The sequence below is a fragment of the Pseudomonas fluorescens genome (genome assembly GCF_902497895.1).
GTDB classification, from domain to species: domain Bacteria; phylum Pseudomonadota; class Gammaproteobacteria; order Pseudomonadales; family Pseudomonadaceae; genus Aquipseudomonas; species Aquipseudomonas fluorescens_BP.
Genome location: NZ_CABVHQ010000023.1, coordinates 12,918 through 34,785, shown reverse-complemented (window position 1 = coordinate 34,785; position 21,868 = coordinate 12,918). Strand labels below are relative to the sequence as shown.

Below are 21,868 nucleotides of genomic sequence, written 5' to 3'. Positions count from 1 at the left end.
CCGCTTCTAATGGCGAACAATAACTTGCTACTTGGCTCAAGTTAAAACCTGAAGGGACTCGACATGATAGTTGGTGTTTTTTTAAGATACATCAAAACGTATAGAGGTATAAATTATATACCTTTGACTGATGAGGGAAACTTTTGCGGGCTTGTTGGCGATAATGGTATTGGCAAAAGCTCCATTCTTGAAGCGCTTGATGCATTTTTCAATGAAAAAGCCTTAGCTCTTAATGTGGCGGTAAAAAGGAGCGGCATCACTGAAACCAAGCCATGTATACTACCAATATTTATGGTTAAAAAGAAAGAACTCAGCGGCGAGCTTGAAATACTTGCTAAAAAGCTAAGTTTTCTTGCCGAAAACATATCAGAACAGGACGTAAACCCAGCTCATAGATCGCACATAAAAAAATTCATTACTCACAGAGAAGTACTGTCTAAAAATCTAGGCATGAGCGATAGCTATTTGATTCCCATAGGGATTGATCATGCGGGAAACACTACATTATCTATATTCAATTGCCGGAAACTTGTAGAGATTCATCTAGGGGATGCCGTAGAGGCATCACTAACCTCGCTTGACGAGGCTGAGATGGCAGTCTTCACTCCACTACTACAAGAAATTAAAAGCACGATAGATTATATCTACATACCGAAAGAGATAGATTCAGAAGTCTTTACCAAGCTTGAGGCGGCTGAAATTCAAGTTTTAATGGGCGAAACCCTGAATGAGATTCTAGAGGCTCGCGTTACAGGAAGGTTAGTTCAAGATATAAATAGAAGCTTAAATGAATTTATTGATGCGTTATCAACTGAGCTTGTAGATTATTCTTATAGAACACCTACTGACAGGCAGCAGAACCTTAAGAAACAAGATGTATACAACCTAATCATCCAGGCCTTTTTTAAAATAAGAAAATTGCATAAGCGGCAAGGAGATGGCTGGCTAGAGATTAACGCTCTCAGCTCCGGAGAAAAGCAGAAAGCGATCATCGATGTTGCTCATAGCCTAATAAAAAACCATCGAACAAGCGGAGATAATCTGATACTTGCCATTGATGAACCTGAGTCGTCTTTACATATGTCGGCTTGCTTTGATCAATTTGATGCGATCTATGACATAAGCAAATCCTGTAGACAGCTCCTTTTCTCTACTCATTGGTACGGGTTTTTCCCAACAATAGAGTCAGGTAGTGCCGCTATAATTACAAAGCACGAAAACGAACATTTTGTTGATCTTATAAATCTATCTAGTCATCGCGAGCAAGTGAAGCAGCTTTCGAGTGGTAGTCGCGGAGTCTTACCATACGACATAAGATTAAAGAGCATAAATGATTTCGTTCAATCTATAATTACTAGCGCCATTGGCGACAATCCATTTAATTGGATTATTTGCGAGGGTAGCTCAGAGAAGATATATCTCAGCGCTTACTTTGGCGAATCCATTGCGAGGAAAAGGCTGCGAATCGTTCCCGTTGGCGGGGCTAGAGAGATAAAGAGGCTTTATCAGCATCTCCTCGTGTCTTATGAGGACTTCAAAGATGAAATCACAGGAAAAATAATACTCATATCTGACACTGACCCTGAACTGGTAGTGTACGAGACAAAAAATCATTCCAACTTGATTTGTAAGCGCATCGTAAACGATCCAAAAAGCAAAGAGGCAAAGCTTGTCAACATCAACTCTAATCCTGTTTCTCCAAAAACCGAGATAGAAGATGTATTAAATGGCCCGCTATTTTTTCAAACACTCAAAGAATTTATTAATGATTTCGATTATCTTTCATTTTTAAATAACGCAGGTGTAGTCGAAGATGAGAATTCGTATTTTGCGCTAGATCTTCGCACTAGCGAACGGCAGGCAATTGAACGTTTTTTTGATTCGGGAAATAATAAATATATTTTTTCTGAACAATATATTTCGGCATTAACCGTGAATCATAAAACTCCAGGGTGGATTAGTGAGATTCACGGGTGGCTCGCATGAACTCGGTCGGCCAGATCGAACGTAAGACCCAAGACCGAGTGGTTGCGCTGTTCCAGCACACCCTCGACTACGAGTACCTGGGTGACTGGGCAGATCGCGCCGGCAACGCCAACATCGAGCAAGAGCTACTGCGCAGCTGGCTGACCAAGGAGGGCGTAGACGCCACGCTGATTACCCGCGCCTTGTTCGAGCTGACCAAGGTGGCCGCTGATGCCAGCAAAAGTCTGTATGACCGCAATAAGGCGGTGTATGAACTGCTGCGCTACGGGGTACGCGTCAAGCCCGAGGTGGGCGAGAACACCCAAACGGTGTGGTTAGTCGACTGGAAAAACGCCGAGAACAACCACTTCGCACTGGCCGAGGAAGTAACGGTTAAGGGCGCAGACGCCAAGGCCAACACCAAACGTCCAGATATCGTGCTGTACATTAACGGTATCGCCTTAGCGGTGCTGGAGTTGAAACGTTCCCGAACGGCAGTCAATCAGGGCATTCGCCAGAACCTTGATAACCAGAAGCCTGAATTCATCCAGCCGTTCTTCTCCACCATGCAGTTGGTGATGGCGGGCAACGATACGCAGGGCATGCGCTACGGCACTATCCAGACTGGGGAGAAGTACTTCCTGGCGTGGAAGGAAGACAGTCCGGTCGAGAACCTTCTGGATCGTCACCTGCAGCAGGTGTGCAGCAAACGCCGTTTGCTGGAGTTGGTGCACGACTATGTGGTGTACGACAGCGGGGTGAAAAAGCTCTGCCGGCAGAATCAGTATTTCGGTGTGCGTGCAGCGCAGGATCACCTGCGCCGCCGTGAGGGCGGGATCATCTGGCACACGCAAGGCAGTGGTAAGTCACTGACCATGGTCTGGCTAGCCAAGTGGATTCGTGAAAACGTCCAGGACTCTCGGGTACTGATCATCACCGACCGCACCGAGCTAGATGAGCAGATCGAGAAGGTCTTTACGGGCGTCAATGAGCAGATTTATCGTAGCCAGAGCGGCGCTGACCTGATCGCCAAACTGAACCAGCCGGTGCCCTGGCTGTTGTGTTCGTTGGTGCATAAATTTGGCAGCCGCGAAGAAGACGAATCAGAGAACCCGGATATCAAAGGTTTCCTTGAGGAGTTGCGTAAGAACCTGCCTGCTGATTTTCGAGCTAAGGGTGATATTTATGTGTTCGTCGATGAGTGCCACCGCACCCAGTCTGGCGAACTGCACAAGGCGATGAAGGCGATTCTGCCCAATGCGCTGTTTGTCGGTTTCACCGGCACGCCGCTGCTCAAGGCGGACAAGCAAAAGAGCATCGAGGTGTTTGGTGGTTATATCCACACCTACAAGTTTGATGAGGCCGTTAAGGATGGCGTGGTGCTCGATTTACGCTACGAAGCCCGCGACATTGACCAGAACATCACCTCGCAGAAAAAAATCGATCAGTGGTTTGAGGCCAAAACCAAGGGTCTGAATGACTTGGCCAAGGCACAGCTGAAGCAGCGTTGGGGCACCCTGCAAAAAGTGCTGTCGAGCCAGTCGCGGCTGGAGAAAATCGTCGCCGACATCATGCTCGACCTGGCCACCCGTGATCGCTTAGCGAATGGGCGAGGTAACGCGATGCTGGTCACTAGCAGCATCTTCGAGGCCTGCAAGTGCTACGAGTTATTCGCCAAGGCCGGCATGGCCGACACCTGCGCCATCGTCACCAGCTACAAGCCATCGCCCGCTGATATTAAAGGCGAGGCTACCGGCGAAGGATTGACCGAGAAGCTGCGCAAATACAATATCTACAACCAGATGTTGAACGGCAAAGATCCAGAAGTGTTCGAGAAAGAGGTTAAGCAGAAGTTCGTCAAAGAGCCGGGGCAGATGAAGCTGCTGATTGTGGTCGATAAGCTGCTGACCGGCTTTGACGCGCCTTCAGCCACCTACCTGTATATCGACAAGCAAATGCGCGACCACGGCCTGTTTCAGGCCATCTGTCGGGTCAACCGCCTGGACGGTGAAGATAAACAATACGGTTACATCATCGATTACAAAGATCTGTTCAAGCAGCTTGAAAACTCTATCGGCGACTACACCAGCGGAGCACTGGATGGCTTTGATAAAGCCGATGTCGCTGGCCTGCTGGAAGACCGACTTAGTAACGCCCGCGATGACCTTGAGGATGCGCGTGAGACAATCAAGGCGCTGTGCGAGCTGGTTGATCGGCCAAGAGATACGCCGGCTTATCTGCGCTATTTTTGCGGGACTGAATCGGGCAATGCCGAACAGCTCAAGGCTAACGAGCCGCGCCGGCTAAACCTGTACAAGATGACCTCTGCCTTGATCCGCTGCTTTGCCAGCGTGGCTAACGAGTTGGAAGAGGCAGGCTACAGCGCCAAGCAAATTGCCGAGATCAAAGACGAAGTCGATCATTACAACAAGGTGCGTGACGAGGTGAAGGTTGCCAGCGGCGACTACATCGACCTCAAGGCTTATGAGCCGGATATGCGTTTTTTGATCGATACCTACATCCGTGCCGAAGAGAGCGAAAAAATCTCGGCATTCGATGACATGTCGCTGATTCAACTGATCGTGGAGCGTGGCGTTAATGCAGTAGAAGCGTTGCCCAAGGGTATCCGCAGCAGCCAGGAGGCTGTGGCAGAGACCATCGAAAACAACGTGCGCAAGCTGATCATCGATGAGTCGCCGATCAACCCGAAGTATTACGAGACCATGTCGTCCTTGCTGGATGCCTTGATCGCCAAGCGCAAAGAAGACGCCATCAGCTATCAGGAGTATTTGCAGGAGGTTGTTGAGCTGGCCAAGCAGGCCAAGAACCCCAGCAGCACCAATAGCTATCCTTCGACCATGAACACCGGGGCACGCCAGGCGCTGTACGACAACCTGGATAAAAACGCTGGATTGGCACTGGCGGTCGATAACGCAGTAATGGCCAACCGTCAGGATGATTGGCGCAACAACGCCTTTAAGGTGCGCAAGGTGCGGCTGGCGATTAAAGAGGTGCTTGACGCTGCCGGCCACGAGGCCGCAGAGCTTGCCGGCGAGTACCACGCAGGCGCGGCTAATCAGGCCTTGGATAAGCTGCTGGAACTGGTAACGAGCCAACGTGACTACTGACAGCCACAGCATCACCGTCAGCGGCCTAAGCGTCGAGGTGGTGCGCAAGAACATCAAAAACCTGCACCTGGGTGTTTATCCGCCCTTGGGTCGGGTGCGCGTGGCCGCCCCATTGGCCGTCAGCGACGACGCTGTGCGCTTGGCGGTGGTTGGCAAACTCGGCTGGATCAAACGCCAGCGCGCCAAGTTTCAAGCCCAGCCGCGACAATCCCTGCGGCGCATGATCAGCGGCGAGAGCCATTACTTTATGGGCCAGCGTTATCGTCTGCGTGTAGTCGAAGGCAGCACACCGATGCGGGTTGCGTTGCGGGGCAAGGCTGCGCTGGATCTGTTCGTGCGCCCGGAGACCAGTACGGAACGGCGTGAAGAATTGCTGCAAGCCTTCTACCGCGCCGAGCTGAAAAAACTAATCCCCACGCTGCTAGATAAATGGCAGCCGATCTTGGGGGTTAAGGCGAACGCTTGGGGCATCAAGAAGATGAAAACCAAGTGGGGCACCTGCAACATTGCCGCCCGCCGCGTCTGGCTCAACTTGGAACTGGCCAAAAAGCCGATCCAGTGCCTGGAATACATTCTCGTCCACGAACTGCTGCACCTAATCGAACGCCACCACAACGACCGCTTTCGCGGCCTGATGGATCAGCACTTGCCGCAGTGGCAGGTGCATCGCGATGAGTTGAATAGGTCTTTATTGGCTGAAGAATGCTGGGATCATTAAAATCAACCTGCCTTTCCACCCCTGAACTACTACCATGAGCTATCCATCCTGAATCTAGGGAAAAATCAGTCGCGCAATCCGTTCGCAAGGCGACCGCAGTTCTTAATACTGGAGATATCATGTTCAAAACTTATCTTATTTCAGGATATAAAAATGGAGGGATTTGCAGTGAGTTATTTACTGGATCTACTGTTGGAGAGGCGGAAATGAAAGCTTACAATAGCGAATACCCAACAATTACAGCCACAAAAGAAATGTAGAATAGGAACAAGCAAACACACTAAGGAACTTTAAACCTCCTCCTTTATTAGGGAATAATAATTATCAGCCTTTTTAGGCCCACCAAATGCGACCAAACGTTTGTAATGTAGAGCTTGGGGCAGGCTAAAAACCCCTAAGGAATTCTTATATAGACGCATTCCTAACGATGTACGCGTTAGGTAGGCAGCCAAAAAAAATCTTCTACATGCCACTAAGCTAGGAACAGTTCTTGATGAGTAAAGAAAAGGCCAAAGAAAAAGCAAAAAGAAAACTTGAACTACGCCTCCAGCACGAACAGGACTTAAAAAATAATATAGATTCAGCAAAAATTGCTGACACTGACAAAGCGCACAAGCATAAAATACGAAACGCAGAAGCAACAGCCACACGAAAACTAATTAAAAACCGCATTGAGCAGTCTAAGTCCCCAGCATTTCGTTTTGCAGGAAAGCAGCAGAATGTAGTTCTTGATGCGGTGATTGCCACAATTGGCGAGGATAGACAGCTAGCCTATGATTTTCTTCTTGAAGAAATAGAAGCTGCTAGCGTAGGAAACAATACCGCAAAAGAATTCGCACTAAATTCTGGAGTATCTGAAAAGCAATACAGAGGTGCGCTAAATCGCACCATATTAGCGGTCGAAAAAGGCCCGCAATTAGCGTTGATCCGAGAGTCCAATATTATTCGCGAACATCGCGGCATCGAATTCTCAGTCATCACAAGATTAGCTGTAATTGATAAAGTTATGCAGCTGTACGAACTAGGAAAGTATTCCAATTCATCCACACCAACACCTATCTCTTCTGAAGATGCGAAATCGTCAGCAAACGAAGAGAAATTGCGCGATTTATTTAAGGAATACTTTGAATACTGCAATCATCCAAAGCGATTTGGAACCACGCACCTGACCAGCATGATTCTGCAAGTGTGCGTAAATATCGAGTCCCCAAGCGAACTCTTGCAAGATCACTTACTCTTAATTCGAATGATTAGCTTAGCCGGAAACAAAGTTAGATCTGCAAAAATCCCTCCAAAATTAAAAATTGATAGCGACCTCAATACTTGTTCTTTTTTAGAGATTGAAAGTTGGCTAGAAATCGTTAAAACATTTTCAAACTTGGTTACAAAGGACAAGCTAATACGATCACTTGATCTTTGCCGCCAAGTAAATATAACCGAGCAGAGACACATCATTAATTTCGCCCCTGCAATCTACAATTCTTTTAATTTGATTTATGCGGAACATTCGCGCTCAGACTATTTGGAATCGATCAGGAGCTTTATGGTAGACTCAACGTTCGTTTTCGGGTCTATGAAGGGCAGTCTTGGGCTGATGGGCGAAGTTAAAAAGTGGGCCGCCAGCATTTAGAGATGGTCTGAAGTAGTCAAGTTTTCGACCGCGTTAACGGCTGACCTCACGCGCAGCCGTTAGTCGTTTCACCGAAGGAAATGAGAGGTCGCGCCACGAAAGAGATTACGACGATGATACTGGAGGTACTTAACCGCATTCGGATGGAAGGAGGCCTTCAGTTGAGTATTCACGCCATAGACATCGCAATCTTTTTTGCTAAGTTCGTCAGATATCAGCAGATTGCCTTCATCCGTGAATGAAATCAGGCCCTCATCGAGCAAAGCATGAAAGGAAATATTCAGAATGATACTGTTGAACGGGTCAGTTATTGCTTTGGGGTCGCTCAACTTGCAGGTCGCAACACCTTTTATGTGAGCGGCCTCCAGCAAACAGGAAGCACCACTCAGAGCACATGCCGGGCCCCATAGCTTCAATGCTCCGATTCTGAACGCTAGTTGGAATGTTCTGCTTTCCGCAGCCACCTGACGAAACAGCACGCCTTCGGAATGTGCGTTGCTGCGCACCGAGGATGTTATGGTTATTCCAGAGCGTTCTCTCTCGGAAGTGAGTTCTTCGTGGGTTGCCGTCGACAAAAATTCGAAGGGGATTTCGACCCAGCCCAACGTTGGGCCAAGCAGTGGAGAACCTGTTTGGTTACCATGACGCCATTTGTCGCAGCGCTGATTTTCGGGCCCTTTACGAGTAAGGAAAGTCTTCGTTTCATCTGACAGATAGCCACGCTGAATGGCCGCAAGCGCATTTAAATATTTGCTCGTCGTTGGTTCGGCTTTAAAACCATGCGTATAGGCTCCCTCCATTCCATTGAATGGAAGAAATGCTCGTGCTTCTTTTCCGGGAGATCTGCTGCTAACGGGAATGAAGATACTCATGTCCCCTGGCTCGTAAATCTTGATTGGTTGCTTGCTCACCAGTTACTCCGCGCCTTGATAGATCAACGATCTAAGTTAAGGATTTCAGCTTTGCTAGGCAACTAAATTTCGGCAGATTTTACGTAGCAACTCGGGCACTCAAGCAGGATCCACGTTGTCACAGACAACGTGACGTCCCCCTGGTTTTGCATCGGTACTGACAGCAAGCGGACGTCATCCGTTGAGTAAGGCATTTCCACCAGAACGCCATTCGTGTATTTCGCCTCTTCAGGATTGAACATGCCAGTACGGATGCTCGCGTGGATCTTCTTGCAGAGCGACTGCTGCGCACGAAGCACCTCGGTCGCTTGCATCATGTAGGTGGCCACGGCCTCCTTATCGGAGCGATGGTGGAAAAGGCTCAGTTGCAATACACATTCCAGAGCTGATCCACGCGGATGGTGAAGCTCTGACTCATCATCTCCCTCCGCATCCCCCAATCTGGATTGGTCGGCACGCTCGCAAGTCGCATCGCCCCTCTACCCCACCTACCATTTATGGCGTCCAACACGGGCCATGACCCTCTCCGTGGCAACAGGCTGAGAGATCGAAAAAAGGTCATCGGTGTAATCCCCTTTCTGGTATAGGTTAGGCAATAGCACCTAGGCTTTGCTTTACTTCAATCCAGCCCGATAGATCCGATCCACGGCGTCCACCACAGCTTTTATCATCAAACGAACGTGATCTTTCGGATAGGCGTTTCAACGCACATTTAAAGGAAACGAACCATGCTTACAGATTTGAATTGGAACGACATCCTGAATGACCCTGAAGAACGTCTTGAATTTGGAGCATGTCACGAACATGCTGCTTGGCGGCGGCATAAGACGCCACAACAAAAATTTCAAGGCCTGCGTGCGGCATTTGTCACCAGCAACCACCGCCTACCTCACCTGCTTCAGTCTGCCGATTCAAACTACAACGCGCGAAATCATACTGAACGGGGACGAGCACTTTTCGCCGCCGTATGGTCGAGCAATGCTCCATGGGCCGTTCTTTGTGACGCTACCCATGCTGCTTTGATACCGAAAGCCGACCTTGAAGCAATTACAGAGAATAAGACTCGTGACGACGATGTCATCCACCTTCTCAGAAGTCTTCTAGACCGCTGCCCACCAGCGCGTAGAACTCCATTTGATGAGTCATTCTATGAGCGGGTCTTCGCAGCGAGCTGACCGGAGAGGACTAAAAGTAAGCGCATTTCACCAGCCGAAAAGCACACCGCGCTGACTCAAACTCTCGCCCAAAAGTATGGCTCAGCAATATTTATTCCTGAGCCAAATTTTTAATAATTCAGTTTTTGTATCGACGGCCGGGCGTGGTGCGTTGTCGACTGCGAAGCTCGGCTCACTTGCAGTACACCGTCCAAAGCTGATCAACACGTGTCGTAAAACTCTGACTCATCATCTCCCTCCGCATACCCCAATCAGGGTCAATCGGCACGCTCGCGAGACGCATCGTCCCCCTACCCCATCTGCCATTGATGGCGTCCAGAACACCCATGACTTTCTCTGTGGTAGCCGGCTGGGATATCGAGAATAGATCTTCCGTGTATTCACCTTTCTGGCAAAGGCTGACCAATAGCACCTCGGCTTTGCTGTACTTGAATCCAGGACGGTAGATCCGATCCACCGCGTCCACCGCAGCCTTTGTCATCAACCGAACGTCGTCAGTCGGATAAGTCAGCTCTACCAAAACCCCATTCGCATATTTTGCTTCCTCGGGGTTGAACATGCCGGTGCGAATGCTCACTCGAATTTTCTTGCACAGCGACTGTTGGGCCCGAAGCTTCTCCGTGGCTCGCATCATGTATGTGGCGACCGCCTCCTTGATCGGTGCGATCTCTGTGAGGCGCTTGCCAAACATGCGAGAACAACAAATTTCCTGCTTGGGTGGATCAGGCTCATCGAGCTCAAGACATGGCGTTCCCGCGAGCTCGCGCGCCGTCTTCTCGATTACCACACTGAATTTTTTGCGAAGCATCCAGGGATCGGTTTTGGAGAGATCCCAGGCTGTCTTGATGCCCATGCCTTCGAGGTGAAGAGTCATCTTCCGTCCGACTCCCCAGACGTCGGAGACCGAGCATTTTTTCAGCACCCAGTCGCGCTTGGTTTGGTCACGAAGATCGACTACTCCGCCACTCTGCGCTTGCCATTTTTTCGCCGCATGGTTGGCCAGCTTACTGAGGGTTTTCGTACCGGAAATGCCAACACCGACCGGAATGCCGGTACTTCGATAAACCTGAGCGCGGATACGCCGTCCGAGCGTCTCAATGTCGCCCGCTACGCCTGCTAAGTCGGCGAAGGCTTCATCAATACTGTAGACCTCCACAGCTGGCACCAGGGACTCGATCACGCTCATTACGCGCTGGCTCATGTCACCGTAGAGCGCGTAGTTTGACGAGAACGCCACAATGCCATGCTGCTTCAGTTTGTGTTTGATCTGGAAGTACGGCTCACCCATTTTCACGAAAGGCTTAGCGTCATAGCTGCGGGCAATCACACACCCATCGTTGTTACTCAGCACGACGATGGGCGTGTTGCGCAGATCGGGTCTGAACACGCGCTCGCACGAGGCGTAAAACGAATTGCAGTCGATCAGCGCGAAAACTGGCTCAGGCTTTTTCATGACTGCGCACGCTGTACATCACCACGCCCCAGACCAGCAGCTCTTCTCCCTCCATCATGTAGCGGGAGGGATATTTAGGATTCTCTGACTTCAGGATGATCTGCCCACACTCCTTGACCAGCCGTTTACAGACGGGCTCGCAATCCACCGCCGCAATGACAATATGCCCGGACTCCACTTCCATGGATCTGTCCACAATGGCCAGATCTCCCGGAAAAATACCGGCACCGATCATGCTGTCCCCTTCGATGCGAACGAGGTACATGTGGGGAGCGCGCAGATCCAGGAGCTCGTCCAACGAAACCTTCTGCTCAAGATGGTCTGCCGCAGGCGAAGGAAAACCTGCAGGAACGCGGTAGGAATAAAACGGGAGCTGAACGCCGCTGCTGGTTAGCGGCCCAAGGATGGTGACCATAATACAAATCGCCGATACACTGTATGTTCGTACAGTAAACCGCCGAAACGGGTTTGCGGTCAAATAAAGAGTCATTGCAGTCGACAGGGGGTAGCGATTTTCGGACGTTTTGTTCAATTCGAAGGCATGGCAGTTTTCATGAAAGAGCTGTCTTCCTCGGCTGCCTCCCTGTTCCGGATTTGATGATCGTCGATCAATCTGAGTGGTACGGTCGTGCGCTTTCGACTCGTTTGCGAGAAGGCAGCTATGCCCACGACTGGCGCCGTTTTTTGCGGCTGTGGGCGCGCGAGATGCAGCACCTCACCGCCCACAGGGAAGAAAGTAAGAATGATTGAATTCGATTTGAACACAAACGACTCAGAATCGTTGTTGAGGCATTGTGAGAGCTTTATGCCAACCGGGGATGATCCGAGAGAGAATCGTCGCTTGCAGGCTACTTTGGAGGCTCTTCGCGAGGCGTTGATCGATCACCTAAAGACGGCCCCTCTGACCGAGCGCGCCTAGCAACCTGAATGGATAGGCTTAGGGGGCTGGAGGCTCCCAGCCCTCGAAGTGCTTCAACGCGTCTAAGTCACCGATCAGTTCCTTCGCTTTCGTCAATCGCTCCATTATGAATTTCCGCTCCTCATATCCAAGCTTCTCCGCGGATCGCTCAATGTCGTCAAAGAACGCTCGAATACTATTCACCTTTGCCCAAGTCTGAATCACAGTCTCTAGCCGATCACGGCTGTCCTGGATCATCTTGAGTCGGCGTCTTTCCTCTTCTTGTCTTTGCCTCTCCTCCCACTCCAACCGTTGTTTCTGCCGCTCGCGCTCACTTCGCTCACGTTCAACTTCGACTTTGTTGGCTAGTATTGGGGCCTCAGCAATCAGAAGCTTTACGATGTTGAGGATTTTGCTGGCCAAATCGCCGGGTTTGTCTTCAATCCAACGACGAACCCATTCTGCGCGGTAGTAGGGAGAATAGACCTGCAAGCAAAGCCGACCGCTAGGCATGTCGGCGCTCATTACCCACCCACCGGAATAGGGAGAGTGACGTTTAGTGACGGGAAGCGAATTCAGTCGCACGTACTGTTTGTCTACGTGCTTAACCTGCACGTATTCGCTGATCTCGTAGATGGTCAAACCAAAGGCGACGGTTCCGATGTAAACCACCGTGGGACGTTGCGGCTGCCAGAGAGCAGGGTAAATGTACCTCGTTGAGGCCTTCTCTCGATGATCAACCGATTCACGATTCATATATGTGGCGGGGTCAGAGAGCGCCACAGAAAGGCCTTTTTTCATCAGTGCCAAGTACAACTGGTTGGCAAAATCGACGGCATGGGCGATCCCGGAGCGACTGACGATCAGATCCGCCATGGAACGCTTTGTCGGCCGTAAATAGCCGTTGTCGCTTTCCCGAACCTTCTTAAAATGCTCTTCGATGCTCAGTAACAGTGGGTGTCTATGAGGCAGTGCCGCACTGGCTCCAGCCACTTTACGGCGCGTTTTCTGAGGTGCCTTTGGCAAAGACCGTGAAACCTTAGCAGGCGCTCCATTTCGACTCCAGGCAATGAGCGCGCCGGGCCGAGCCTCAGGCAGCGCCGGACGAGTTTTACCTTTTCCCACCGCTACCTGGGCCCAATATCCCACCGGTGGGCGAGGGATATCCAAGTGGGTAAACACCCGAGCCAGGTAGCTCGAAGACACTCCATATCGATCCGCAATTTTGGTCATAGGTCTCGACCAAGCTTGCTCGTAAAGCGACTCTCTTGTCACGATGTCTTCGGACGAGTCATCGCCTGGAAAGGGAGCGTTTGGTGTGTCTTCCATGGATAAGCGCTTTGAGAGAGGTGGTCGTCTAGTTCGGCGTTGGCTAGATCATCCTAGCTCAAACGTTATGACGATCTAGGCAGAGACGATCCAGAATATCAACACAGAGCAGCGCTGCCCGCTGGTGGAGCTTTTGGCGAGGTCAGGTTGACTATGGCGAGTCGGCATGAGATGCAATGCATGCAACGTCCTTAGCTATGAATGCTCGCTTTCGATCCAAACGTGATCGTATTAAGGTGCTCAAGACATGTGGGGCCCGCACGATCAGGGTTAGCTTACTGTTGCTACGTCTCTCAGCGACGTAACTGCCGGCCAGCTCACATGCTTCCTTGCACCCCGGCCCGCCAAAATATAGAGCGTGTCTTTGCTTTCAAAAAAACAGTCTTCGAAGCTTTGCTGGTAGCTCGTGATGACGCTCTCGCCAGCTGAAAATCGAGCTTCGCTGTCGAACACAGCTCTGTGTGCATACAAGATTGCGGGCTGTAGACCCTGTTTTTTAATCTCCTGTTCTTGAGTTTCAGGAAGCATCACGTCAAGGATCATCCAGTTTCGGACGACACAAAATGATCTACCCTCAAACTCCTCGCGCGCCAGTTTAATCAGCTCATCATCTTTCAGTCCGGAGCCGCCAAACGTTCGCGCTGGGCCATACAGCACATCTACAATCAATTCACTTTCCACACTACCTGCCTAATACTATTCATGCGCAGCGCCAACTCAAAAGCCGTCCAGACAAAAGCTTTCTGCGAGTATTTCCTGTAATTGGGGTCGGTAGCCTCATCTGCCGATCGAACAAACCGCCCTACCGCTGCCCTTCTTTCGTACACCACGCCCGATAAGCACATACGCTGTATTTACGCTTTCAAACACGTAGTCACGAGTCAGCGATCGTTGAAACGTGCTGCGTACCCAGTCGTTTGGCTGCCGTTTTCCTGTGCTGTGCATCACTACGCTGCGGGCGTAGAGTACGAAGGGCATGAGTCCATCTTCCGCCAACGATTTCCGGTATGCGTCGTCGACTTCTATTTCGATGATTCGCCAATCTCTCACTAAGCAAAATGGCTTGTTGGGAAAGCTCAAAAGCGCCTCGACCTCAGCTTCCCAGATCTCTCCGCTGAAGCCGTTCATTGGCTCGCCGCCGCCATAGAGCAAGTCTTCCAATTCCAACAGTATCGCGCTCATTTTGTCCCTCCAGAGCTGAGCACCGGTCGCAATGCGGCTATGGCTTCGTCCATTGAAAGACCCGCCCGACGAGACTTTATGAGATGACGAGAAATCAGGGTGGAGAGCGCCTCAATATCAAAGTCATCTAGGGCGACCCATGAGGCCTCAGCAGCTGCAATATCACGCGGACGACCACGCACTACGGCGCTCGCTTGCGCCCGCTGCAGCAGGTATCCAGGCTGACCAATTACCTCGCTTGGATCGATCGACACGCACCCATTTTCAACTCGCAATGTCTTGAGGGCTTTGATGGATTCCGAAATCGCGCGGTCTCGATCACTAAGGGGCTTTGATCTCCAGAACCACATCAGCGATTACCTTCGGGCTTCGATCGTGGATCGTCGGCCACCAGTTCACTCATCACACATCTCCTTAACTGTCAGTGAAGAACATAGTCGGTGGGAGTAGCCCCGTTCTCGTACAACCAGTGGCAGACTACGTAACGACTGCCGCTGAGCGTCTCACACACTAGATACTCTTTGAGCACAAAGACTTTCTCGATACGAGATGTGCGGATCTTTCCTCCGTCTCGGAACCGACCACGCTCATCTGTGAAAACGATGCCGATCAGGCATGGCGGCTTAAATTCGGCGCAGCACAAGTAACCAGTGACCGGGACGCCAAAATCAATTTTTTGTGCGTCCGAAATACTTCGTGGGATACCCATTTCTTTTCCTGTTGCTTTCGGATTTTCTGGTTAGAGAACTGCGCCCCAAAACAGCTTTAGTGAACCCTGTCGAAACGGTCTAGAGTTCCATTCTCATGAAGCCAGTGCGCGACGACATAGACACCACCTCCCTGTGTGACTACAAGTTCGTAACCCTCGCGCCAGAATCGATCAGTGATAGGTGGAGTGTGTACTGGTAAACCTTCCGGGAAATTCCTCTGCCGGTCGCAGAAGAGCAGCCCCGTCATCAGCGGAGCTCGCTCCAACGCACACAGCAGGAACCCCACAACACCTGGATCAGGTATGGCAGCTCGCGCTCGTTCTATGACTGTCGGCAACCTGTGCATCCTGAAATCGGACAGCTCTGCGCCATAGGTTTTGATCCTGTACACCCTAGTTATCCGTCCATTCAGCAAAGGGTTAACGATCAGATTTCAATGGTGAAGTCCGCAATGAAACCCGTCTCTTCCCGGGGATAACCCCGTGGATTTGAGATGGCCCGGCACCCGCTCAGCTCGACATCGATCAAGTGATGCGTATGTCCGAAAATCCAAAAGTCCGCCATCTCAAGGAGCGAGTGCCACCTGTTGGAATATGCAGCGTTCAAATGGCCGTCATGCTTCTCGCCGGCAACCTCTGGGATCGGACAATGATGCGTGACAACCACCGTCTTACCGTCAAACGGCTTAGAGAGCTCGTGCAACAGGAAGTCAAAAGCAATACGGTTTCGCTCAATCACGTCTGCTGGTCGCAGTCGGCGGAAGCGCTCTTCAGCTCTGATCGCCCGGAAGTCATTCATCCATTGCCCGCACATCATGCTCGCTGCCACAACGTCCCCAGTGGAAGAGAAATCCGTCCAGCCGGTTGTGACCAAAAAACGCGTTTGGTTGCAAATCCAAACCTGGTTTTCCAGGACATGCACATGGGGTGCGGCAACGGCTCGCATTTTCCCAAGGGTGTGGTCGATATGGCCTTTGTAGAATTCGTGATTCCCGCAAACGTAAATCACTGGGCATACAAAGGCTTCATTAGCCCACATCACCCCTCTTGTCTGGACGTCAATATCTCCGGCCAGAATGACCAGATCGTAGTCTCCAGTCTCAGGCTGAAATGGAGAAAATTCGTTGTGCAGATCTGAAAGCACACAAAGCTTCATCAGAATTCCGATCTCGATTTACAGCTAAATTGATGGAGCGAATAAAGGAGCGGGACTGAGCTCTCGCAGATTCTTAATCCGCAAACGAGCCGAATGATCCACATGTATGAATATATACATTTGAGTGGATCATAGCAATCACGGCATACAGCTCTGTTTTGACGGAACGGAAAAATGTCTGTGCGCACCGCATTTGCCGTAGCACTGAAGCTTTTGAGAACAAAGCGTGGCCTCACGCAGCATGAGCTGAGCCAAAAGGTCGATCAATCGCATGTGAGCCGCATCGAAAATGAAAAGACCTCCCCCAGCCTCGAAGCCATCATTGAGCTCGCCAGAGTTTTGGAGCTAAGTCCTGTTGCTCTCATGGCGCTGGTTTGTGGGGCACAAGACAAACTGATTGCCGGCGATGTCCTGAAGATCGCTGAAAAGGATCTGCGGTCGCTCGCCCTATTGAAGGTGTCGATCCCGCTGGAAATTCAGGAAACTTCTCACCCACGTGTTGCCACAGCGGCACAAGCACGAGAGGAAGTACAAACACTCAAAGCGGAAGGTTTTTCACAGGCTGAAATTGCGAGGAAGCTGGGGATGGCAAAAACTACGGTTCAGCGTCATTGGCATCGTTCGGGCTGAGCTGGTCTTTGTACGGGGGCGAACCCGACTACTTGCAATACACCTTCCACAGTTGATCGACTCGTGTCGTGAAGCTCTGGCTCATCATCTCCCGTCGCACCCCCCAGTCCGGAGTGGTCGGTATGCACGCAAGGCACATTGCTCCCCTCTCCCCAAGTCCCATTAATGTCCTCCAAAACGCTCATTACCTTCTCGGTAACCAGAAGCTCAACCTGTGGGGCTAATCAGGCCGTGGACTTTTTTGTAAAGTCGAGCCCGATAGCGAAACAGCACAGAAAGTGACACCTTAATAATGTTCTCTTTCATCGCTGAATAATCAGTGGAAACTGATTACCCGAGACCAGCAACCCTTATTTTTGCTGGATGAAAGTGAACTGTGACAATAGAGCAAACCTTTCTAATCTTAATCGATCCACACTGAGAGCGCTCAAGCGTTAAAGGTTTGTGTCATTGTCACTTATCATCAAAAGCTTATTAAACAATGACACTGTGGTAGTCATTACCTAAGTGAAAGTTTGCGTCTGATTATCCTCAGCTCGTACAATTTCGTACCTGGAGAGGCGGCTTAGGCCCAGCGTTTGCAAGGGTCTCGCTATCGAGATAGCTTGGCCACAGAAACAGGATGATCAGAGCGAGTGCACGAAACGCCATACGTTTGATATTGGTGTACATGGTTTATCCTTTTTTTAATGTCATGCCGTTTTCTCCTGAATAATTGATAGGGAACATCATGTTAAGGGGTCGGCCGCACCCACAGAATACAGACGAAAATAAGTTATGCAATAGTTGCAAACCATTTTTCTTGATAAACCCGAAAGTTAAATCTATTAGTAAAAATTGATAATTTGCCAAGACAAAACAATCTTTTACGATCGATGCGATTGCTCTGAATCCACGGTTTTAAACAACTTAAAGAATCTTTTCCGAGTCGGATCCGCCCAACACCCGTTTTATTCAAGGGTGCGAGGTAAAGCCGACGGTTTTACGCCTCTATGGATACCAAGCTGTCGGGACGTTCAGCGATTGGCTCGACACTGTGTTTTTGGCCAGTCGAACCAACCTGGGGATAGATGGCGACATGATCGATGGTGTCTGTGGCTACAGCGATGTTGAAGTGCCGCCAGTCCTGCGTGATCTGCAGGAGTTGCTGAGGTACTTTTCCCGCAACGATGCAGAACCAAGCCCTGAGTACATCGTGGCGGACATTGGTTTGTTTCTTCGCCACCTTTCCGCTTCTGGAAAACTGCCCGGTCGCCTCAAAGACGACAATCTTCTAAGGCTCAAGTCTGCGCTCGTGTTGCGCACCAGCCTGCATTACCTCGAAGAGAGTTTGCGCACGCTTCACGTGGATGTTCCGCTGCTTGTGCGGGCCAAGCTCTATTACGCACAAGCGGTGCAACAAGACATGGCCGGCTCTGCCCCATTCAGCCCTACGCCGCTTGGCCCCTTGCAACGGATTGTGTATGGGTTCAAGCGCAAGAAGTCGGGCCACAACAACTGGTCATTACAGGTGGTCGCGTTGCGTGGCGATCCTCATCGGACGCTGCAATACCTCCCAGAACTCACCTCGCTCATCTATGCGGGGGTGAAACAAATCTTCATTGGCTTCTCAGCCACGGCGTTTTTTCCCGGGGCCAGCAGTTTCGACTTGCAGGCAAAAAACCTGATCGACGTCCCCGATGCCGAAGGCAACATCCGGTTTGAAGACGTGAATGTGACAGTGGCCATCTCCGGCTCCCAACTCGACGAGCGTTTTCCCAACGTCAGGCGACTGGGCCGGGAGTTGTGGCCTTGGGTGGCCTCCAAGCTCGCGGCACTGTCAGCCGATCCCGAGACGCGCAATCGGGCCAGGCTACTGCTGGTCACCGGAAGCGATGATGAAGCAGAAGAGCTCGCTTCGACCTTGCACGAAATGTCAGAAAACCTTCACTTGGTGGGCTGGGCCCGAAGCGGGAAAAAACCCGACAAACAATCGCGTCTGCCTACCAGGCAAAAACTCACTTATGACGACCTCATCGAGTTTGCAAAGTCGCCAAACAGATTGCGCAGGATCATCCGGTGGTGGAACGTCGTAGAAAAAGCGTTTGACGTGTAATGACCGCAGGTACGATGAGGTGCATGTGGCTAGGGACTCAATGAGTATGCCCCTACCCTCAATTACTGGCAGGAGCTTTACCTTCCCTAGTTGCCGGTCAAACATATACTAATTTGCCCAAGGATTAGCCGGCTGCTCGAAGCCGGTAGAGGACAACACGATGACTTCAGCGTTTCCCACTTTGGATCAGGCCCAGGAAAAAAGGATCGCTGCTGTCCATGGCGGCTTTCTTTATCAGCACCTGTTCGCGGTCGCCTGCTTATTAAAGGCACGTGCCTGCCAGGTGACGCGGATAGTGATCGAGCGTGATGAAGACGTCGAGATTGTCATGAATGGATGCCGCGTCTACGTGCAAGTAAAAACACGCAGCGGGTCTATCATCCCCAGTGACGTAGACTCTGCTTTTCAGCGGTTTGATCGGCTACGGACGGAGCACACTGAAGGCCGACGGCAAGGGGACGCAAGGTTTGTGATAGCCACAAACCAACCGCCAGGCCCGGTAATGACCCGAACAATCGCAGACGGCGGATTACCGGACGACGTCTATTTTCAATATCCTGGTCGATCCGTACCAGCGGATTTAGAATGCCTTCCTGAATGCTGGGAAGATCTGGCAATTGCGGTTCAGTTTTGCACGGGGCTAGCTTCGCAGATCCCTCACGCGATGCTGGTACCCGAATCCTTGGTCTGGAAATTAGCCGGACGAGTGATGGCGGCAGCGACGGGCAACAACGCGCTCGGGGGATACGCTTTTGAAACCAGTGCATTACCTGAGTTGTTTGAGCAATTGCTGACTCAACTGCAGGGATTTCCCGCGCCACTTCCCTCCTATCGCCCACAGATCGATGAGCCTGCGATCGATACAGGGAACCGTATCCGGATTGTGTGTGGTTTCTCAGGTGCGGGTAAAACGTCCTGGTGCGCGCAAACGTCGATGCTCAGTCCTGATCGTTGCATCTACTTCAATGCCAGTGAAACTACTGGTGCCGCGCTTACCAGCTCTGTGGTACGCGAAATAGCCGGAAATCTTACCGACCAGCCTCATGAGGTTAGGGAAATATTCGCACCAGGTGCTTCTGGGGTGGATGCCCTCCATGCCCTTGATCGCTACTTGCTGCAACAAGGCGTGCAGCCAATTGTTGTGATCGATAACGCTCATGAGATACCAGCCCAAAATTTGCAGACGGTCTTCTCTTGCACTGCGAATGTTCGTTTTATCCTCTTATGCCAACCTACGGGCTCGACTCAAGAAATCGAACTGCTAACCGGCGTGAGCAGAGAAGTGCTTCGTGGTTGGGATCTGGATACCTTGGCGTCGGAAGCCGCTCGATTAGGCGCCCGTGGTGATATCGCAACGATGGCAAGGTTGCACCAACAAACAGCCGGGATGCCACTGTACCTTCATAGTGCAGCTAGGCTTGCAGTCCAGGATTACTCGGGCGATGTTGCGAGCCTTTGCAATGCGCTCGAAGATCAAAGCAACCTCGACACCACGGCACAACAGGTGATCCTCACACGTGTCTTCGAGGGCCTTTCGGATGACTGCCAGCACTTTTTAGCCTTCTTGAGCATGGTCGACGTTGTCCTAACGGTCGGCGAAATCAACACGCTTATGAACGCCTACATGAAGCTAAACCCGCCACACGTTTCAGCGGTCATCCGAACTCTTCGGCCGTTAGGCGTTCTGGAGGTATTCGGCAGCAAGGAGCTGAAAATACATGACGCAATGCGGGTGATAGGGGCCAGTCATCTGCAGAAGTCATTCCCATTGCAACTGATCCACGCGAAAAAAGTGCTGAAAGATGTCTTGTACAAATCTTTGGTGGAAGCGAGAAACCACCATCGGCTTTCGCTCTTTGTCCGCATATTGGTTGATCTGGGCGAGATAGAAATCATCATCGACTTAGCGGGCGAGGAAATGTTTCATGAGATGGGTCTGGGCGATATTTTCGTTGCATCCCTGGAAGAGGCCGCGTCCTCTACCAAGCTCAAACCCGAGGCACGGTTCTGGGCACTGGATGCGCTAGTATTTTCGGCACTTGCGTCCATCGACACCTCCCATGTTGAGAGATACCTCGCGTCTATGGAGCAACTGCTAGAACATAACAAGCTGACAGATAAAGCCATTTTGTCTTACCAAAACAAAAATATGTCTTGGCTAGCATTCCAGAAAGATGCAAGCGGCGTAAGAAACTCGATTCAACAAATGCAAACCGAGCGTCCCCTATCGGCGCAATACCGAAGGATACTGGACTACAACGCCGCAGTTGCGCTTTGGCGAGTGGATCGACCCATTGAGGCAGAGGAAACCTTGATGAGGGTCATCCAGGAATACCTCGATGTTCTAGATATCAACGAAGCATGGATATTGGGGCGGTCAATGGCTGAGGTAGCGGATTTTTTTTCGCAGTCAGGCGCCGACTCTGACGACGTCAAACACCTTGCGGATGCTTTCGAGCTCAAGTGCATTCTGTTGAAAAATCGGGGCATCCTACCCACGACGCTGCGCCTATTCGCCTTCAAATTCTACGTCATCGTAGGAGCAATCAATTCGGCGGTAAGGGTCGGACTCGATGCCGTTCAGGATTTGCTGGATCGGCGAGATTTTCCCGGTGCGCGGCGAATGCTCGAAGACTCTGTATTGCCTCTCATCCGTGAGCACAAGCTTCTGGATGAGCTGATAAGTGCCAGAAGTTTTTACGCCGTCGTCCTTGCCTATTGCAGAGACTTCGATGCCGCTGAACGGGAGATGGACGGGATAGAAGCTTATCGAGGCGGCTTTTCAGATGCCCAAAGAGCAGAGGTCAACAATCAAGCTGTGCTCATTGGAGAGCTTCGTAGCATCAGTGAATAGAATCATTCGATAACGACAAAGAGGTACTGCCCGAG

General features: G+C 50.9%; 17 protein-coding genes and 3 pseudogenes. 9 read left to right on the top strand and 11 right to left on the bottom strand.

The annotated features are described in order from the left end of the window. Positions 1 to 63 precede the first annotated feature (63 nt). From F8N21_RS13705 to F8N21_RS13690, 5 genes are all read left to right on the top strand, one after another. Positions 64 to 1,986 carry an AAA family ATPase gene (locus F8N21_RS13705; RefSeq protein WP_150642652.1) on the top strand — a complete coding sequence of 641 codons (1,923 nt, stop codon included), beginning with the start codon at positions 64 to 66 and terminating at the stop codon, positions 1,984 to 1,986. After that, a complete protein-coding gene (locus F8N21_RS13700) occupies positions 1,983 to 5,093 on the top strand; it encodes a type I restriction endonuclease subunit R (RefSeq protein ID WP_150642651.1) in 3,111 nt (1,036 codons plus the stop codon). Before F8N21_RS13705 ends, F8N21_RS13700 begins: the two co-directional genes overlap by 4 nt. After that, complete coding sequence (locus F8N21_RS13695; RefSeq protein WP_150642650.1) at positions 5,083 to 5,811, top strand: M48 family metallopeptidase; 729 nt, start codon at positions 5,083 to 5,085, stop codon at positions 5,809 to 5,811. Before F8N21_RS13700 ends, F8N21_RS13695 begins: the two co-directional genes overlap by 11 nt. A gap of 119 nt (positions 5,812 to 5,930) precedes the next feature. Next, positions 5,931 to 6,071: a hypothetical protein gene (locus tag F8N21_RS30465; RefSeq protein ID WP_191624318.1), complete on the top strand. Its 141-nt coding sequence runs from the start codon at positions 5,931 to 5,933 to the stop codon at positions 6,069 to 6,071. A gap of 233 nt (positions 6,072 to 6,304) precedes the next feature. Continuing rightward, complete coding sequence (locus tag F8N21_RS13690) at positions 6,305 to 7,441, top strand: hypothetical protein (protein ID WP_150642649.1); 1,137 nt, start codon at positions 6,305 to 6,307, stop codon at positions 7,439 to 7,441. Positions 7,442 to 7,509: 68 nt separating this feature from the next. On the opposite strand, the gene F8N21_RS13685 is transcribed toward F8N21_RS13690, so the two are convergent. From F8N21_RS13685 to F8N21_RS13675, 3 genes and pseudogenes are all read right to left on the bottom strand, one after another. Beyond that, positions 7,510 to 8,352 (bottom strand): HNH endonuclease signature motif containing protein, encoded by an 843-nt coding sequence (locus F8N21_RS13685; protein ID WP_150642648.1) that lies wholly within the window; start codon positions 8,350 to 8,352, stop codon positions 7,510 to 7,512. 158 nt (positions 8,353 to 8,510) lie between these two features. Further along, a pseudogene (locus F8N21_RS13680) lies at positions 8,511 to 8,690 on the bottom strand (DNA polymerase V subunit UmuC); the annotation flags it as partial. 23 nt (positions 8,691 to 8,713) lie between these two features. Next, positions 8,714 to 9,047: pseudogene (locus tag F8N21_RS13675) on the bottom strand (DUF4113 domain-containing protein); the annotation flags it as partial. Between the two features lie 67 nt (positions 9,048 to 9,114). Here F8N21_RS13675 and F8N21_RS13670 point away from each other — a divergent pair. Continuing rightward, the gene (locus F8N21_RS13670; RefSeq protein WP_150642647.1) at positions 9,115 to 9,375 is read left to right on the top strand and encodes a hypothetical protein; all 261 of its coding nucleotides are present in this window, start codon (positions 9,115 to 9,117) and stop codon (positions 9,373 to 9,375) included. A gap of 324 nt (positions 9,376 to 9,699) precedes the next feature. On the opposite strand, the gene umuC is transcribed toward F8N21_RS13670, so the two are convergent. The 7 genes from umuC to F8N21_RS13625 all read right to left on the bottom strand — a co-directional run bounded on the left by umuC (position 9,700) and on the right by F8N21_RS13625 (position 16,254). Then, entirely contained in the window at positions 9,700 to 10,980 is a 1,281-nt protein-coding gene (gene umuC / locus F8N21_RS13665; protein WP_150642646.1) for a translesion error-prone DNA polymerase V subunit UmuC, read from the bottom strand. Continuing rightward, positions 10,967 to 11,398, bottom strand: coding sequence for a LexA family protein (locus F8N21_RS13660; RefSeq protein WP_412071645.1), 432 nt, complete (start codon positions 11,396 to 11,398; stop codon positions 10,967 to 10,969). Before F8N21_RS13660 ends, umuC begins: the two co-directional genes overlap by 14 nt. A gap of 519 nt (positions 11,399 to 11,917) precedes the next feature. Continuing rightward, positions 11,918 to 13,207, bottom strand: coding sequence for a hypothetical protein (locus F8N21_RS13655; protein ID WP_150642644.1), 1,290 nt, complete (start codon positions 13,205 to 13,207; stop codon positions 11,918 to 11,920). A gap of 270 nt (positions 13,208 to 13,477) precedes the next feature. Then, on the bottom strand, positions 13,478 to 13,888 hold the full coding sequence (locus F8N21_RS13650) for a DUF6957 family protein (RefSeq protein WP_150642643.1): 411 nt from the start codon (positions 13,886 to 13,888) through the stop codon (positions 13,478 to 13,480). Between the two features lie 96 nt (positions 13,889 to 13,984). After that, the gene (locus F8N21_RS13645; RefSeq protein WP_150642642.1) at positions 13,985 to 14,389 is read right to left on the bottom strand and encodes a DUF6957 family protein; all 405 of its coding nucleotides are present in this window, start codon (positions 14,387 to 14,389) and stop codon (positions 13,985 to 13,987) included. Continuing rightward, entirely contained in the window at positions 14,386 to 14,739 is a 354-nt protein-coding gene (locus tag F8N21_RS13640; RefSeq protein WP_150642641.1) for a hypothetical protein, read from the bottom strand. Before F8N21_RS13640 ends, F8N21_RS13645 begins: the two co-directional genes overlap by 4 nt. Before the next feature lie 786 nt (positions 14,740 to 15,525). Continuing rightward, positions 15,526 to 16,254, bottom strand: coding sequence for a metallophosphoesterase family protein (locus F8N21_RS13625; protein ID WP_150642638.1), 729 nt, complete (start codon positions 16,252 to 16,254; stop codon positions 15,526 to 15,528). Between the two features lie 174 nt (positions 16,255 to 16,428). On the opposite strand from F8N21_RS13625, the gene F8N21_RS13620 reads away from it, so the two are divergent. Continuing rightward, positions 16,429 to 16,884, top strand: coding sequence for a helix-turn-helix domain-containing protein (locus F8N21_RS13620; RefSeq protein WP_150642637.1), 456 nt, complete (start codon positions 16,429 to 16,431; stop codon positions 16,882 to 16,884). 28 nt (positions 16,885 to 16,912) lie between these two features. Here F8N21_RS13620 and F8N21_RS13615 read toward each other — a convergent pair. Continuing rightward, positions 16,913 to 17,063 (bottom strand): annotated as a pseudogene (locus F8N21_RS13615) (DUF4113 domain-containing protein); the annotation flags it as partial. 899 nt (positions 17,064 to 17,962) lie between these two features. On the opposite strand from F8N21_RS13615, the gene F8N21_RS13610 reads away from it, so the two are divergent. Next, a complete protein-coding gene (locus F8N21_RS13610; protein WP_150642636.1) occupies positions 17,963 to 18,979 on the top strand; it encodes a hypothetical protein in 1,017 nt (338 codons plus the stop codon). A gap of 160 nt (positions 18,980 to 19,139) precedes the next feature. Then, positions 19,140 to 21,833, top strand: a complete 2,694-nt coding sequence (locus F8N21_RS13605; protein ID WP_150642635.1) for an ATP-binding protein — start codon at positions 19,140 to 19,142, stop codon at positions 21,831 to 21,833. Positions 21,834 to 21,868 lie beyond the last annotated feature (35 nt).